The 14,750-nt window shown below is 70.6% G+C and carries 13 protein-coding genes; 9 read left to right on the top strand and 4 right to left on the bottom strand.

Features of this window, described 5'->3' with window-relative positions; genetic code table 11:
• Window positions 1-44: 44 nt before the first annotated feature.
• From ABEA43_RS59440 to ABEA43_RS59410, 7 genes are all read left to right on the top strand, one after another.
• Window positions 45-1,373, top strand: coding sequence for an ABC transporter substrate-binding protein (locus tag ABEA43_RS59440; RefSeq protein WP_345576909.1), 1,329 nt, complete (start codon window positions 45-47; stop codon window positions 1,371-1,373).
• Window positions 1,373-2,296 (top strand): carbohydrate ABC transporter permease, encoded by a 924-nt coding sequence (locus ABEA43_RS59435; protein ID WP_345576907.1) that lies wholly within the window; start codon window positions 1,373-1,375, stop codon window positions 2,294-2,296. Before ABEA43_RS59440 ends, ABEA43_RS59435 begins: the two co-directional genes overlap by 1 nt.
• On the top strand, window positions 2,293-3,102 hold the full coding sequence (locus ABEA43_RS59430; protein WP_345576904.1) for a carbohydrate ABC transporter permease: 810 nt from the start codon (window positions 2,293-2,295) through the stop codon (window positions 3,100-3,102). The genes ABEA43_RS59435 and ABEA43_RS59430 overlap by 4 nt, the downstream gene beginning before the upstream one ends.
• Window positions 3,103-3,105: 3 nt before the next feature.
• Window positions 3,106-5,229 (top strand): family 43 glycosylhydrolase, encoded by a 2,124-nt coding sequence (locus tag ABEA43_RS59425; RefSeq protein ID WP_345576902.1) that lies wholly within the window; start codon window positions 3,106-3,108, stop codon window positions 5,227-5,229.
• A gap of 3 nt (window positions 5,230-5,232) precedes the next feature.
• Window positions 5,233-6,711 (top strand): arabinosylfuranosidase ArfA, encoded by a 1,479-nt coding sequence (gene arfA / locus ABEA43_RS59420; protein ID WP_345576900.1) that lies wholly within the window; start codon window positions 5,233-5,235, stop codon window positions 6,709-6,711.
• Window positions 6,712-6,803: 92 nt separating this feature from the next.
• Window positions 6,804-7,280, top strand: coding sequence for an RrF2 family transcriptional regulator (locus ABEA43_RS59415; RefSeq protein WP_345576898.1), 477 nt, complete (start codon window positions 6,804-6,806; stop codon window positions 7,278-7,280).
• Window positions 7,281-7,325: 45 nt separating this feature from the next.
• The gene (locus ABEA43_RS59410) at window positions 7,326-8,501 is read left to right on the top strand and encodes an MFS transporter (RefSeq protein ID WP_345576896.1); all 1,176 of its coding nucleotides are present in this window, start codon (window positions 7,326-7,328) and stop codon (window positions 8,499-8,501) included.
• Between the two features lie 13 nt (window positions 8,502-8,514).
• Here ABEA43_RS59410 and ABEA43_RS59405 read toward each other — a convergent pair whose 3' ends face one another.
• The 3 genes from ABEA43_RS59405 to ABEA43_RS59395 are packed head-to-tail and all read right to left on the bottom strand — an operon-like array spanning window position 8,515 to window position 11,404.
• Entirely contained in the window at window positions 8,515-9,258 is a 744-nt protein-coding gene (locus tag ABEA43_RS59405; RefSeq protein WP_345576894.1) for an ABC transporter ATP-binding protein, read from the bottom strand.
• Window positions 9,259-9,275: 17 nt separating this feature from the next.
• Window positions 9,276-10,331, bottom strand: a complete 1,056-nt coding sequence (locus ABEA43_RS59400; protein ID WP_345576892.1) for a FecCD family ABC transporter permease — start codon at window positions 10,329-10,331, stop codon at window positions 9,276-9,278.
• Window positions 10,332-10,369: 38 nt separating this feature from the next.
• A complete protein-coding gene (locus ABEA43_RS59395) occupies window positions 10,370-11,404 on the bottom strand; it encodes an ABC transporter substrate-binding protein (RefSeq protein WP_345576890.1) in 1,035 nt (344 codons plus the stop codon).
• A gap of 252 nt (window positions 11,405-11,656) precedes the next feature.
• Here ABEA43_RS59395 and ABEA43_RS59390 point away from each other — a divergent pair, with 252 nt between their 5' ends.
• A complete protein-coding gene (locus ABEA43_RS59390; protein ID WP_345576888.1) occupies window positions 11,657-12,796 on the top strand; it encodes a DUF8189 domain-containing protein in 1,140 nt (379 codons plus the stop codon).
• Window positions 12,797-12,948: 152 nt separating this feature from the next.
• Here ABEA43_RS59390 and ABEA43_RS59385 read toward each other — a convergent pair whose 3' ends face one another.
• The gene (locus ABEA43_RS59385; protein WP_345576886.1) at window positions 12,949-13,716 is read right to left on the bottom strand and encodes a GbsR/MarR family transcriptional regulator; all 768 of its coding nucleotides are present in this window, start codon (window positions 13,714-13,716) and stop codon (window positions 12,949-12,951) included.
• 214 nt (window positions 13,717-13,930) lie between these two features.
• Between ABEA43_RS59385 and ABEA43_RS59380 the strand changes: the two genes are divergently transcribed.
• A partial coding sequence (locus ABEA43_RS59380) for a serine hydrolase domain-containing protein (protein WP_345576884.1) occupies window positions 13,931-14,750 on the top strand: 820 nt, incomplete at its 3' end.

Below are 14,750 nucleotides of genomic sequence, written 5' to 3'. Positions count from 1 at the left end.
AACGATGTACAACGTCCGTAACCTCACGGGCAGGAGTGATCTGGATGTCCCTCGACAACCTCTCCAGGCGGCGCGCACTGGGTCTGGGCCTCGGTGCGCTGGCCATCGGCGCGGCGGGCTGCGGCGGAGGCGGCGGCCCCAAGCAGGCGCAGGCGCCGGTCACCACGGCGGCGCCCACCGAATACACCGGTCCCTCGGTCTCGCTGAAGTTCTGGAACGGCTTCACCGGCGGCGACGGCCCGGTCATGAAGAAGCTGGTGGACCAGTTCAACGCCGAGCACCAGAACATCAAGGTGTCGATGAACGTCTACCAGTGGGCCGACTACTACGCGAAGGTCCCCGCGGCCGTCTCCGCAGGTCAAGGCCCTGACCTCGGCATCATGCACGTCGACAGCGTCGCCACCAACGCGGCCCGGCAGGTGGTCCTGCCCCTCGACGACGTGGCCAACGCGCTCAGCCTCACCGAGGCGGACTTCTCCCCGCCGGTCTGGAAGGCCGGCGTCTACAAGGGCGCGCGCTACTCGATCCCGCTCGACGTGCACCCGCTCGGCATGTTCTACAACAAGACGGTCATGAAGAAGGCCGGGCTCGACCCGGAGCAGCCGCCGAAGACCGGTGAGGAGTACCTGGCGGCGCTGGAGGCGCTGAAGAAGGCGGGCATCCAGGGGCACTGGGCCACGCCGTTCCCGTTCACCGGGAGCATGCAGTTCGGGACGTTGCTCTACCAGAACGGCGGCCAGCTCTTCGCCGACGACGCCAGCGTCTCGCGCTTCGCCGAGGACCCCGGCGTGCAGGCCCTGACCTGGCTCGTCGAGCTCGTCAACAAGGGCTACAGCCCCAAGAACGTCGGCCAGGACGCCGACTTCATCGCCCTGCAGAACGGCAAGGCCGCGTTCAACTGGAACGGCATCTGGTCCATCAACACGCTCAAGGAGATCAAGGACCTGGAGTGGGGTGTCGCGCCGCTTCCCCAGATCGGGGCGAAACCGGCGGCGTGGGCGGGTTCGCACCAGTTCGTGGTGTTCAAGCAGCGTACGGCCGACCAGAACAAGCTGACCGCGGCCAAGGTGTTCATCAACTGGATCAGCGGCCACTCGCTGGAGTGGGCCAAGGGCGGCCAGGTGCCGGCCCGCAAGTCGATCCGCGACGGCGCGGAGTTCGCGGCGCTGAAGGAGCAGGCCACGATCGGCACCCAGATCGACAACCTGTACTTCCTGCCGTCGGTGGCGGGCATCGGGGACGCCTCCGCGGTCGTCGACCAGGCGATCAACGCGGCGATCCTGCTCAAGAAGAGCTCCAAGGACGCGCTCACGGAGGCCGCCGCCAAGGCCGACAAGATCCTTGAGGCCAACCGGAAGAAGTACGGCGCCTGATGGTCGCGATCTCGGCGAAGCGGGCGGCGGAGGAGGCGCCGATGCGGGACGTGCGCGTCCCCCGGTCGGGCAGGGCGACGCCGTACCTGTTCCTGGCGCCGTACCTGATCCTGTTCTCCGTGTTCGTGCTGGCCCCGGCCCTGTTCGGGATCTGGGTGAGCCTGCACGACTGGGACTACCTGCTCGAAGGCAAGCCGTTCGTCGGCCTGGACAACTACACGGCGCTGTTCGACGGCCAGTCGCCCGTCTACGGCGACTTCTGGATGTCGATGCGGGCGACCGGGATCTTCACCGTGTTCAGCGTGCCGTTCCTGGTCGTGCTGCCGCTCGGGGTGGCGTTGCTGCTCAACCGGCCCTTCCGGGGCAGGACGCTGTTCCGGGGGCTGTTCTTCGCGCCGTTCGTGCTGGGCGTGGCGGTGGTGTGCCTGATGTGGCGGCTGCTGCTCGACCCGAACCTCGGCCTGGTCGACTGGATACTCGGCACGCCGATCCCCTGGACCACCGCGACGCCGTGGGCCTGGATCGCGCTGGTCGGGGTGACGGTCTGGTGGACGCTCGGGTTCAACGCGGTGATCTACCTGGCCGGGATGCAGGACATCCCGCGCGAGCTGTACGACGCGGCGAAAGTGGACGGCGCGGGGCGGTGGGGCGAGTTCGTCCACGTCACGCTGCCGGGGCTGCGGCCCGTCGCGCTGTTCGTGGTGACGACGACGATCCTGGCCTCGGCGAACATGTTCGGGCAGTCGTACCTGCTGACCCAGGGGTCGCCGGGCGGGGAGACGCGGACCGCGATCATGTACCTGCTCCAGCAGGGGCTCAGGGAGTACAAGATGGGCAGCGCCTCGGCCATGAGCTACCTGCTCACGCTGCTGCTGATCCTGGTCAGCGTGGCCAACTTCCGGTTGTTCAGGACCCGGTCATGAAGCGCTACACGGGCCTGCTGGCCCTCGCCGTGCTGTTCGTGGGGCCGCTGGTGTGGGCCTTGGGCGTGTCGTTCAAGACGCAGACCGAGGCCACCCGGGTGCCGCCCACGCTGCTGCCCGCCGAGCCGACGACGTCCGCGTACGGGACGGTCTTCCAGGGCACCACGGACACGCCGGTGCTGCGCTGGTTCGCCAACAGTCTCATCGCCGGCACCGGGCACATGCTGCTGGTGCTCGTGGTGTCGTCGCTGGCCGCGTACGCGCTGGCCAGGCTGGAGTTCCGCGGCAAGAAGCTGATGTTCGGGATGATCGTCGGCACGCTGCTGGTGCCGGGGTTCGTCTTCCTCATCCCGCAGTTCCTGATCGTCGACCAGCTCGGCTGGCTGGACAGCCTGACGGCGCTCATCGTGCCGGGGGCGGCGGGCGCGTTCGGGGTGTTCTTCCTGCGGCAGTTCTTCGTCGGGCTGCCCCGTGAGCTCGACGAGGCCGCGCTGATGGAGGGCGCCAACCACTGGCACATCTTCTGGCGGATCACGCTGCCGCTGTCGCGGCCCGCGCTGGCCACGCTGGCCGTGCTGAGCTTCCTGTCCAACTGGAACGACTTCATCTGGCCGATCTACGTGATCTTCAGTCCCGAGTACTTCACGCTGCCGCCGGGCCTGTCGATCCTGCAGGGCGCGTACACGATCCACTATCCGGTGATCATGGCGGGCGCGGTGCTGGCCGGCATCCCCGTCCTGATCCTCTTCAGTCTGACCCAGCGGTACGTCATCGAAGGCATCTCTCGTAGCGGCCTGAAAGGCTGATCTATGCACTTGGCTGTCATCGCCACGCTGATCCTCTCCCTCTTCACCAATCCGGTGTCGAACTCCTTCTCCGACACGTTCGCCGACCCCGCGGTGATCCGCGGGCAGGACGGCTACTGGTACTCCTACGGCACGTCGGACCCGCTGCGCGAAGGCGAGAAGGTCCTGCACCGGCTGCCGATCGCCCGCTCAAGCGACCTGGTCAACTGGACCTACGCAGGCGACGCGTTCGGGCCGGGCAACCTGCCGTCGTACGCGGCCCCTGGCAGTCTGTTCTGGGCGCCGGACATCCGCTACCTCGACGGCCGGTACGTCATGTACTTCACCGTCACCGACACCGCCAGCACGCCCGCCAACTGGGACTACTCGATCGGCGCCGCCACGGCACCCACGCCGACCGGGCCGTGGACGCACATCGACGCCCCGGTCGTCGCCCCGCGCCCCTCGGGCAACGCGCACTGGAACACGATCGACCCCGCGCAGTTCACCGACGTGGACGGGCGCAAATACCTGTACTTCGGCGGGTTCTTCGGCGGCCTGTGGGTGACCGAGCTGTCCGCCGACGGGCTGCACGCCACCGGGCAGCCGCAGCAGGTCGCGATCGACAACAAGTTCGAGGGCGCGTACGTGGTGCGCCACGACGGCCACTACTACCTGCTCGGCTCCTCGGCGAACTGCTGCGCCGGGCCGACCACCGGCTACTCGGTGCTGGCCGGGCGCTCGACCAGCCCACGCGGGCCGTTCACCGACCGCGAGGGCGTGCCGCTGCTGGCCTCGCGCGCCGGTGGCACCCCTGTCCTGGACCAGAACGGCAACCGCTTCATCGGCACCGGCCACCACGCCCAGCTCACCGACCTTTCCGGTCAGGACTGGATGCTCTACCACGCCATCGATCGAAGCGACCCGTTCCTGGACGAGCCGTACGGGATCAACGAGCGGCCCATGCTGCTGGACCGGCTGGACTGGATCGACGGCTGGCCGGCCGTGCGCGCGGGGGCCGGGCCCTCCGAGCGGTCGCGGGAGACGCCGGTGACCCGCGGGGTCGTGGACGACCGGTTCGCGGGCGATCTGTCGGGCTGGCGGAACACGGCCGGCTGGACCGTACAGGATGGGTATGTCCGTGGCCAGGGCACGCTTGTCAGCCGTAAGTCGCTCGGCGGGGACGTCCGCGTCGAGACCGACCTCAAGACGGACAAGTCCGCCGGGATTCGCATAGGCGGGACGACCGCGGTCGTTTCGCGCGACGGGCTGACGCTTGCCTCGGGCGGTGCGTCCCGTACGGTGGCGTTGCCCGGCGGGGCTGCGACCTGGCACAACCTGGCCGTCACCGTCAAGGGACGGACGATCACCGCCGAGGTGACCGAGGACCGGCTCCGTGACCCGCGGGCGAGCGTCACCGTCACGGGCAGCGCGAACGGCCCGATCGGGCTGGTCGCCGACGGGGGCGCCGACTTCGACAACGTCTCCGCCGCCCCGCTGTTCAAGGCCGTCACCAAGGCGGTGCCGACGCCGCGTACGGGCAGGCTGCTGGACGCCGACGAGTTCGACGGGCCGATCGGCTCCGGCTGGACCTGGGTGCGGCAGGACGCCGCGGCCAGGAGCGAGGAGGGCGTGCTGCGCTGGCCCGTTCAGGGCGCCGACCTGGTCGGGGCCGGCAACAAGGCGTCGGTGCTGCTGCGCGAGGCCCCCAAGGGCGACTACGTCGTGGAGACCAAGGTCACGCTCGACCTGGGCGAGGACGCCGTACGCAACTACCAGCAGGCCGGGCTGGTCGCCTACGCCTCCGACGACGACTTCGCCCGCCTGTCCCAGGTCGCCATCTGGAACACCCGCCAGGTCGAGTACGGCCGCGAGCTGACCTTCGCCGACCGGCTGTCCTACGGCGGCAACATCGTCGGCCCGCCCGCCAAGACCACCTGGCTGCGGCTGGCGCACCACGTGGACCCGGCCAACGGGGAGCACGAGTTCCGCGCCGGATCCAGCCGCGACGGCAAGACATGGACCTGGGGCGGCGTGTGGACCTTCCCCAAGGACACGGCCGTGCGCATCGGCCTGGTCGCCCACGGAGGGGCTCAGCCGGCCGTCAACGCCGACTTCGACTACGTACGCGTCTACCGAGGAGCCTGACCTGTGCCGCAAGCACACCTGACCCTTGACCCCTCTTTCCGCATCGCCCCCGTCGACCGGCGCCTGTTCGGCTCGTTCGTCGAGCACATGGGCCGGTGCGTCTACACCGGCATCTACGAGCCGGGCCACCCGGCGGCGGACGACAACGGCTTCCGCACCGACGTGCTGGAGCTGACCCGCGAGATGGGCGTGAGCGTGGTCCGCTACCCGGGAGGCAACTTCGTCTCCGGCTACCGCTGGGAGGACGGCGTCGGCCCCGACCGCCCCTCCCGGCTGGACCTGGCCTGGCGGCAGATCGAGACGAACGCGTTCGGGCTCAACGAGTTCATGACCTGGACCCGGGCCGCCGGGGTCGAGCCGATGATGGCCGTCAACCTCGGCACCCGGGGCCTCCAGGAGGCGTGTGACCTGCTCGAATACGCCAACCACCCCTCGGGGACGCAGTGGTCGGACCTGCGGGTCAAACACGGAGTGACCGACCCGTACGGGATCAAGCTCTGGTGTCTCGGCAACGAGATGGACGGACCCTGGCAGATCGGCCACAAGACCGCGCACGAGTACGGACGGCTCGCGAACGAGACCGCCAAGGCCATGCGGATCGTCGACCCCGGCATCGAGCTGGTGCTGTGCGGCAGCTCCAACAGCGGGATGCCGACGTTCGGCGCGTGGGAGGCCACCGTCCTCGAACACGCCTACGACGCGGTCGACTACCTCTCGCTGCACAACTACTACGAGGAGAACGGCGACCTGCCCGGCTTCCTCTGCAGCGCCGTGGACATGGATCGCTACATCTCGGCCATCGTGGCCACGGCCGACCACATCGGGGCGAAGCTCCGGCGCAAGAAGAAGATCAACCTGTCCTTCGACGAGTGGAACGTCTGGTACCAGAGCCGGTTCGCCGGGCGCGAGCGCCTGCCGTTCCAGGAGGCGCCCGAGCTGATCGAGGACACCTTCACCGCCGCCGACGCCGTGGTGGTGGGGGACTTCCTGATCACGCTGCTGCGGCACGCCGACCGGGTGAGCATCGCCTGCCAGGCGCAGCTCGCCAACATCATCGCGCCGATCAGGACCGAGCCCGGCGGCCCGGCCTGGCGCCAGACGATCTTCCACCCGTTCGCGCTGACGGCCCGGCACGCGCGCGGCATGGTGCTGCGGGTGGAGCCGTCCGGGCCGCTCCTGGAGACCGAACGGTACGGCGAGGCGCCCGCGCTGTCCGCGGTGGCCACCGTCGAGGGGTCCCGGGTGGCGCTGTTCGCCGTCAACCGGTCGCCCGACCAGGACCTCGACCTCACCGCCCGGCTCCCGGCGGCGGTCCGGCCGGTGTCGGCCACGGTGATCGCCGCCGGGGACGACCCGCACCGGGTGGAGGCCCTTCCGCAGCCGCTGACCGTACAGGCTGACGGTGACCGGCTGACGGCGCGGCTGCCCGCCGCGTCGTGGACGATGATCCTCGCGGAGTGCTCGATCGGCGATGAGGTGTAGACCGGGCTCCTCTCTCGAAGGCCGCGCTCCAGCTCGCGCTGGAGCGCGGCCCCGCGGACCTGGGCTGAACCGGGATGTGTATAGTCCCGGTTATGCGTATGGGCGAGGGCGTCGAATGGGGGCTGCACTGCTGTGTCACGCTCGGCTGGCTGAGCGACGAAGCCCCCGTGTCGATCCGCAGGCTGGCCGGATGGTTCGACCTGCCGCAGGAGTACTTGAAGAAGCGCCTCCAGGCGCTGGCCAAGGCAGGGATCCTGACGTCGAGCCCAGGGGCGCGCGGCGGATGGTCGCTCGCCGGCCCGCCTGAGCGGATCACGGTGATGGACGTGGTCACCGCGCTGGAGGGCGCCACGGACGCGTTCCGCTGCGCCGAGATCCGGCAGCGCGGAGAGGGCGGGCGCGGCGCCGGGCAGGAGTTCGCGCACCCCTGCGGGATCTCGGTCGTGATGCGCGGCGCGGAGCTGGCCTGGCGGCGCGAACTCGCCTCGCACACCATCGCCGACCTGATGGCACGCAGTCCCTCGGGGGCCGCGCGAGCTCGCCGTAACTACCTGAGCATGCCCGGCTGACAGCACGGTTCCAGGCCTCCGGGCACTCTTGTGAAAGGAATGGGGATGTCGAATATCCCGATAGATCGTCATCCGCGTGGCCTCGGCTCCACCCGGATCCTCGCGCTCGGCACGTTCGCCGTCGGCACCGACGCCTACGTGGTCGCCGGGTTCCTGCCCGCCATGGCCGAGTCGCTGCACGTCTCGGTCGCCGCCGCCGGGCAGTCGGCGACGGTGTTCGCGATCACCTACGCGGTGCTGTCACCGATCCTGGCCACCGTGCTGGCCCGGATGCCACGCCGCACCCTGCTGGCCGGCGCGCTCGTCGTGCTCGCACTGGCCAACCTCGGCTCGGCGCTGGCCCCGAACTTCCCGGTCCTGATGGTCACGCGCGTCCTGGCGGCCGCCGGCGCGGCCGCGTTCACCCCGAACGCGGGCGCCGCCGCCTCGTCGCTGGTCGCACCCGCGCAGCGGGCCCGGGCGCTGTCGGTGGTGATCGGCGGGCTGACGCTGTCCACCGCGCTCGGCGTCCCGCTGGGCAACCTGGCCGAGCGGGCGCTGGACTGGCGGGCGGCGCTCGGCCTGGTCGCCGCGCTGTGCGCGGCCGGCGCCGTGGGCGTGCGCGCGATCATGCCCGCCCTGCCCGGCAGCCCCCGCATCCCCTTGCGCCGCAGGCTCACCGCGCTGCGCCACCCGGCCGTGCTCGCGGTGCTGCCGCTCACCGTCGCCGGCCTGGCCGCCGGCTACGGGCTGTACGCCTTCGCCGTCCCCGTCCTGCACGCGCTGGGAGCCGGTACGGAGGAGGAGATGTGGCTGCTGTTCCTGTACGGCGTCGGCGCGGTCCTGGGCAACCTGATCGCCGGGGCGCAGGTCGACCGGTACGGCCCCATCCCCGTCCAGGCCATCGGATTCGCCGGGCTCACCGTCACCCTCGCCGCTTCCGCCTGGGCGGCGGGTGCGAGCGCGCACTGGCTGCCGCTGACGGCCCTGCTCATGGTGGCCTGGGGCGCCACCACCTGGTTCCAGACCCCGGCGCAGCAGGTCCGGCTGATCAACGCGGCGCCGCAGGAGACCGCCGTGGTCATCGGCCTGAACGCCTCCGCCCTGTACGCCGGGATCGCCCTCGGCACCGCGCTCGGCGGTCTCCTGCTGCCCGCCGGCGCGTCCACGGCCCTCGCCGCGTGCGCCGGGCTGGCCCTGCTGTGCCTGCTCTACCTGGGTGCCACCCGCCGCGTCCGGTGAGGCGGCCGCTTGATCACTGCTCCTCCTTGAGCCGTTCGAAGACGAGCTGGGTGCGGTGTGCGGCGCGGACGCCGTACACCTGGGAGATCAGCTCGGGGGTGAGGACCTGGCCGGGGGGTCCGCCGGCGACGATGCGGCCGGCGTTCATGACGTAGAGGCGGTCGCAGAAGGCGGCGGCCTGGTTGAGGTCGTGCAGGACGGCCAGGGTGGCGATGCCGAGCTCGCGTACCAGGTGCAGGATCTCCAGCTGGTGGCGGATGTCGAGGTGGGAGGTGGGCTCGTCGAGCAGGAGCAGGCGGGTCTGCTGGGCGAGGGCGCGGGCGAGCAGGACGCGTTGTTTCTCGCCGCCGGACAGGGTGGCGAAGATCCGGCAGGCGGCGCCGGTCAGGCCGACGCGCTCCAGCGCCCGCGCGCACAGGTCCTCGTCCGCGCGAGCGTCGGCCTGGTACGGGGTGCGTCCCATGGCGACGATCTCGGCCACGGTGAAGTCCAGGTCGGCGGGGGTCTCCTGGGCGACGACGGCGGTGCGCCGCGCGGCTTGGCGGGCGGGCAGCCGGTGGACGTCGTCGCCGTCCACGGCGATGAGCCCGGCCGACGGCCGCAGGGCCCGGTAGATCGTGCGCAGGAGGGTGGATTTGCCGCAGCCGTTCGGGCCGACGAGGGCGACGAACTCGCCGTCGGCCACGAGCAGGTCGGCTTCGTGCACGATCGGGGTGCCGTCGAGCGCGACGGACACGCCGTTCAGGTCGAGCTTCACGCTTGAAGAGCCGGGTGTCACGTGACGCTCACCGCCCGGTCGACGGAGCGGCGGCGCAGCAGCCACAGGAAGAACGGCACCCCGAACAGCGCGGTGACGATGCTGAGCGCCAGCTCCTGCGGGGCGTTGACGGTGCGCGCGGCGATGTCCACGAGCTGCAGGAACACGGCGCCGAGCAGGGCGGTGACGGGGAGCACGCGGCGGTGGTCGGCGCCGACGAGCAGGCGGGCGGTGTGCGGCACGATGAGGCCGACGAACGCGATCGCGCCGCTGGTGGCCACCAGCACGCCGACCAGCAGCGAGGTCAGCACGAACAGGGTCAGGCGGAAGCGGTTGACGTTCACGCCGAGCGAGACGGCCGTCTCCTCCCCGGCGGCGAGCGCGTTCAGCGGGCGGTGTTGCAGCAGCAGGTACGTCACCCCGGCGGCCAGGACGACGGCGGGCAGCGGCAGCAGGTGCCAGCGGGCGCCGCCGAGGCTGCCCATCAGCCAGAACAGCACCTGCTGGGCGGCCCGCCCGCTCTGCGCGGCTTGCAGGACGTAGCTGTAGGCGGCCTGGAACAGGTACGCCAGAGCCACCCCGGCCAGCACCAGCCGTGACGGGGTGAGCCGTCCGGACCGCTGGGCCAGTGCGTACACCAGGCCGAGCGCGAGCAGGGACCCGGCGAAGGCGGCGGCCGACAGGGACAGCCCGCCCAGCGCGGAGGCGCCCAGGATCAGCACGAGCACCGCGCCGAACGAGGCGCCGGAGGAGACGCCGAGCAGGAACGGGTCCGCCAGCGGGTTGCGTACCAGGGCTTGCAGCACGGCCCCGACCACCGCCAGCCCGGCGCCGACCAGGAGCGCCAGCAGCGCGCGCGGCAGCCGGAACTCCCACACGATCTGCTCCTGCACCGGGGTCCAGGTGCGGGGCATCAGCCCGGGGACGAGGCGGTCGGCGACGATGCCCCACGCCTGGGGCAGGGCGACGTGCACCGCGCCGATGCTCACCGCCAGCCAGGTCGAGGCGACGACGGCGACGATGAGCGCGACGACGAGCAGGAGGAACCGGCTCGCGCGGCGGTTCCTGGACACGAGCCCGGTCCGTGCCGGGCTCTGCCGAGCTGTGCTGGTCACTGGGTGAAGGCGCCGGGGTGCAGGAAGCGGGCGATGTCGGTGATGGCCAGGATGTTGCGGTAGCCGGGGTGCTGGGCGGCCACGGGGAGGGCGAGGTAGCGCTTGTCCTTGGCGGCCGGGCTGTTCTTCGCGATGGCGAACGCCTCTTCGGCCTTGGCCGGCGAGCTCGGCATGTCCTCGCCGCGCAGGGTGGCGTAGTCGCTGACCAGGACCGCCTCCGGCTGGGACGCGCTGACCTGCTCGGCGCTGACCTCGGTGTAGTCGCCCTTGACGGCGGCCAGCACGTTCACGCCGCCGGCCAGGGTGATCATCTGGTCGGTGATCCCGGACCCGCCGTAGGCGTTGACCGGGCCCTTGCCGCCGTCGGTGGCCAGCACCTTGACCGGGGTGCGGCCCGCGACGCGCTTCTTCACCTCGGCCAGCTGTCCCCGCAGCTCGCCGGCCAGCTTCTCCGCGCGGTCGGAGACGCCGAAGATCTTGCCGAGGTTGCGCAGGTCGGTGAAGGTGTCGTCGATGGTGAACCGCAGCACCTCCTCGGGGCTGCACCAGCCGCCCAGGATGTACGGCGGCGAGCCGGCCGCGTCCAGCTCCTCCACCGTGGCGTAGCCGCCGGCGGCGTCGAAACCGGCCATCGCGTTGTCCAGGACGAAGTCCGCGCCCTGGGCGAGCATGACCTCCTTCTGCGGGAGCATGATCGTCGGCGCGATCTCCGGGATCTTGTCGTACTGCTCTTTCTGGCCCGGTAGGAACGGGCTTTCCGCGAAGTTCGTGCGCCCGGCGATCCGGTCGCCCAGTCCGAGGGCGAGCAGGGTCTCCAGGGAGGGGTGGTAGCCGGTCACGACCTTGGCGGGCGGCTTGTCGAAGGTGAGCTTGCGCCCGCAGTTCTCGACCGTGACGGGGAAGCCGGCCTGCGCCGCCGCCGGCTTGGCCCCCTGGGTGACGGGGGCTGGTGAGCAGGCGGTCAGCGTCAGCGCCGCCGCCAGGACGAGCGACCTTCGCATGATCGGCAAGGCTCGGATCGGGCGGCTCATGTGGGTGAGTCTCCGGAGGTGAGAGGTCGGTAGGCCATGATGCGAGCGAACATCACATTCTGCCCATAAGTCGCAATTGCGAGCAAGTCGCATTAGGGGCCGCTGATCCGGCACGGGGTTTCCAGCGCCGGCTGGGGCTCAGATTCCGCACCGGCCCCGCGCGGCGGGGGCCGCCGTCGAAAGATTTTGATCCACTCGTGGGACGCCGACGAATCAGAGTCCGATTCGCCAAGTCGATGAAGGGACTCTGCGATGAAGCAGTTACGCCATTGGCTGCGCCGGCCGCTTGCGACGGGTGTCGCCCTGGCAGCCGCGGTGGGCCTGCTGGCCCTCGGTTCTCCCGCCGCGGCGGCCGGTCCTCCTCCGCCCGCCTACGCCGCCGACCTGCCCAACCTGAGCACGCCGCGGGTGGCCCACGACTACACCCTCACCCGGTCGGCGAAGGGAGTGGCGGCGCGCGGCGCGGACGGCTCCCTGCTGTACAGCACGTTTTCGGGCGGCGTCTTCGGCCCGTTCCAGTCGCTGGGAGGGGTGATCATCGGCGACCCGAACGTCGTGGTGACCACGTCCGGTACCGAGTTCTACGTCCGCGGCACCGATGACCAGGTCTACACCAACACCATCACCCCGTCCGGCGTGGTCACCGGCTACTCCACGGTGCCCGGCCTGACCGTGACCGGCGAGGTCGAGGCGATCGTCGCCTTCGACGAGCCGCCCGCCAGCGTCAAGCTCTTCGCCCGGGGCACCGACGGCGCGGTGTGGACGAACGTCCGCCGCAACGGCGCCTGGGTGGGCTGGCGCAGCCTCGGCGGCTTCGCCACCAGCGACGTCACCGCCAGCCGCGGATTCCTCACTCTTCCCTTCAACGTCCGCGTCTTCGTCCGGGGCAGCGACAACCGCGTCTACTTCAGCAATGTGAGCGCGAACACCGCCACCGCCTTCCAGCCGATCGGCGACCTGCGGGTCAACAGCAACATCGCCATCCGCGACGATTTCGGCATCAACGCCTACGAGATCGCGGCCCGGGGCGAGGACAACCGGGTGTACACCATGAACCTCGTCACCACCGGCGCGACCTGGCAGCCGCTGGACGGCCTCACCGCGACCAGCGACATCGCACTCGCCACCAACTTCCTGTACGTCCGGGGTCCCGACAACGCCGTCTACGCCTACCGCCGTGACCGCGTCGTCGGCTTCGAGCGGGTCGACGGCGAGGCGACCGGCAATCCCGCGGCCTTCGCCACCGCCCCCAACGGCGGCCCGTACGACCAGACCCTGCTGGCCCGCCTGACCTCCGGCGCGCTGGCGTCCAACTTCCGGCCTTACGTCAACGGCCAGCCGGGCAGCCAGTTCGGCGGCTACACGCCCATCGCCGGTCCCGCTGTCGACTGATCCCCGATCGGTGGCCGGGGCAGCCCCCCGGCCACCGTCAACGCTGTTCCGCACCGCTTCGGGCAAGCGGACGACGATCGGGGTGGCGACGTTCTGACGCGACCCCTGCGCGAACGCTGCGCACCACTCCGCGATCTTGACGCGCTCCCTTGTCACCCATCCGACCGGCCCCGCCGGAAGCCGCGGTAGGTCATGACCGGTGCCCGGCGTCTCCGGTCGGCCTCGTTCTGCTGCCACTGCTGCATGACCTGCCCGAGGCTCGCGTTCACCAGGAGCAGGAACTCCACGGCGACGCTGAAGCGGGCGCCGGCCGGGGTCGCGGCCCCGAGGACCTCCGCCGCGCGCTGCGATGCGGCGGCAAGGGTCTCGTTCATCTGCAGAGCCGCGAGGGTGGACCGGACCCAGAGCTCGTCGTCGACGACGTAGCGTTCGCGGCGCCCGCCGGGGGCTCGTTCCCGCTTGAGCAGTCCTTGCTGTTCGAGGAGGGCGATGGTCTGCGAGATCGACGCGGGGCTGACGCGAAGCCGCTGGACCAGGTCGGCGGCGGTGAGGTTGCCGGAGTCGGTGACGTACAGGCAGGCCAGCACCCTGGCCGCCATCCGGGGCATCCCCTGCTGCTCAAGGAGTGTGGCGAAGGATTCCGTGACGTTCTGGACTGCTTGGGGGTCGCGTCCATGGCTGCTGTCGCCGATCGGCGGCGGTGGCGGCTTGGCCTTCCTGTGACGGCGCGCACGCTCCTGGGTGGCCTCCTGCGCCCGCTGCGACCCGTAGTCGCCGGGTCCGCCGTTGCGGGCGACCTCCCGCATGATGGTCGAGCCGGGCCGCCCGAGACGCCGGCCGATCTCGGTGTATCCGAGCCCCTCGGCCAGCCCTGCGGCGATGTGCCGACGGTCCTCGTCGGTGAGTCTGTCTCCGGGCATCGGTGCTCGCCTCCCATCTTCCGCGTCCGCACAGTATGCAATCACTCGCAGTCCATTGCAACACGAGTCTTGATCATCTATTGCAATCAGCTCCATATTCATTGCAATATATGGCCTTGAACAGGCTGATTATCAAATCCTGCATGTTGACGAAAATATGAATGCAATGTACTGTCGCAGACGTTCAGCGATGCATGAAGAACCAAGGAGATTCATGATGGGAACGAGCGGTTTCTCCGCAGCGGGGCTGCGCAGAGTGCGTGAGGTGCTGGCACGGCATGTCGAGTCGGGGAAGATCCCCGGCCTGGTCGCCCTGGTCGGCCGGGGCGAGGAGACGCACGTCGAGGCGCTCGGGACGATGCGCCATGAGGGCGGCGCGCCGATGCGCCGCGACACCATCTTCCGGATGGCCTCCACGACCAAGCCGGTCGCGGCGTCGGCGACGATGGTCCTGCTGGACGAGTGCCGGCTGCGGCTGGACGACCCGGTCGATCGGTGGCTGCCCGAGCTCGCCGACCGGCAGGTGCTCAAGCGGCCCGACGGCCCGCTGGACGACACCGTCCCCGCGCGCCGGCCGATCACCGTACGCGACCTGCTGACCTCCACGTGCGGGCTGGGCTTGGATCTGACGGCGAAGACCGCCCCGATCATGGGGGCGTTCTTCGAGCGGGGGGTCTACGGCCAGGAGGACGGCTGGCTGCTGCCGGGCTCGGACCCGGATGAGTGGATGCGCCGCCTGGCCACGCTCCCGCTGGCCTCCCAGCCCGGCGAGCGGTGGATGTACAACCTCAGCGACGACGTGCTCGGCGTGCTGGTCGCCCGGGTCACCGGCCAGTCGTTCGAGACGTTCCTGCGCGAGCGCATCTTCGAGCCGCTGGGCATGACCGACACCGGCTTCCACGTGCCCGCCGACCAGATCCACCGGTTCCCGCCGCTGTACGCCCCCGACTGGCAGAGCGGCGAGTTCACCGTGGAGGACGAGGCCGAAGGGGGGCACCACAGCAAGCCTCCGGCGTTCGAGTCAGGCGGCGGCG

Origin of the sequence: Nonomuraea rosea, from assembly GCF_039539705.1 — a bacterium.
Classification (GTDB): domain Bacteria; phylum Actinomycetota; class Actinomycetes; order Streptosporangiales; family Streptosporangiaceae; genus Nonomuraea; species Nonomuraea rosea.
This window is presented reverse-complemented; position numbering and strand designations above follow the sequence as displayed.

What these genes read in the sequence shown, in the direction of transcription:
- ABEA43_RS59440 (WP_345576909.1), top strand. Translation starts at nt 45, where the DNA reads ATGTCCCTCGACAACCTCTCCAGGCGGCGCGCACTGGGTCTGGGCCTC.
- ABEA43_RS59435 (WP_345576907.1), top strand. Translation starts at nt 1,373, where the DNA reads ATGGTCGCGATCTCGGCGAAGCGGGCGGCGGAGGAGGCGCCGATGCGG.
- ABEA43_RS59430 (WP_345576904.1), top strand. Translation starts at nt 2,293, where the DNA reads ATGAAGCGCTACACGGGCCTGCTGGCCCTCGCCGTGCTGTTCGTGGGG.
- ABEA43_RS59425 (WP_345576902.1), top strand. Translation starts at nt 3,106, where the DNA reads ATGCACTTGGCTGTCATCGCCACGCTGATCCTCTCCCTCTTCACCAAT.
- ABEA43_RS59415 (WP_345576898.1), top strand. Translation starts at nt 6,804, where the DNA reads ATGCGTATGGGCGAGGGCGTCGAATGGGGGCTGCACTGCTGTGTCACG.
- ABEA43_RS59410 (WP_345576896.1), top strand. Translation starts at nt 7,326, where the DNA reads ATGTCGAATATCCCGATAGATCGTCATCCGCGTGGCCTCGGCTCCACC.
- ABEA43_RS59395 (WP_345576890.1), bottom strand. Translation starts at nt 11,404, where the DNA reads ATGAGCCGCCCGATCCGAGCCTTGCCGATCATGCGAAGGTCGCTCGTC.
- ABEA43_RS59390 (WP_345576888.1), top strand. Translation starts at nt 11,657, where the DNA reads ATGAAGCAGTTACGCCATTGGCTGCGCCGGCCGCTTGCGACGGGTGTC.
- ABEA43_RS59385 (WP_345576886.1), bottom strand. Translation starts at nt 13,716, where the DNA reads ATGCCCGGAGACAGACTCACCGACGAGGACCGTCGGCACATCGCCGCA.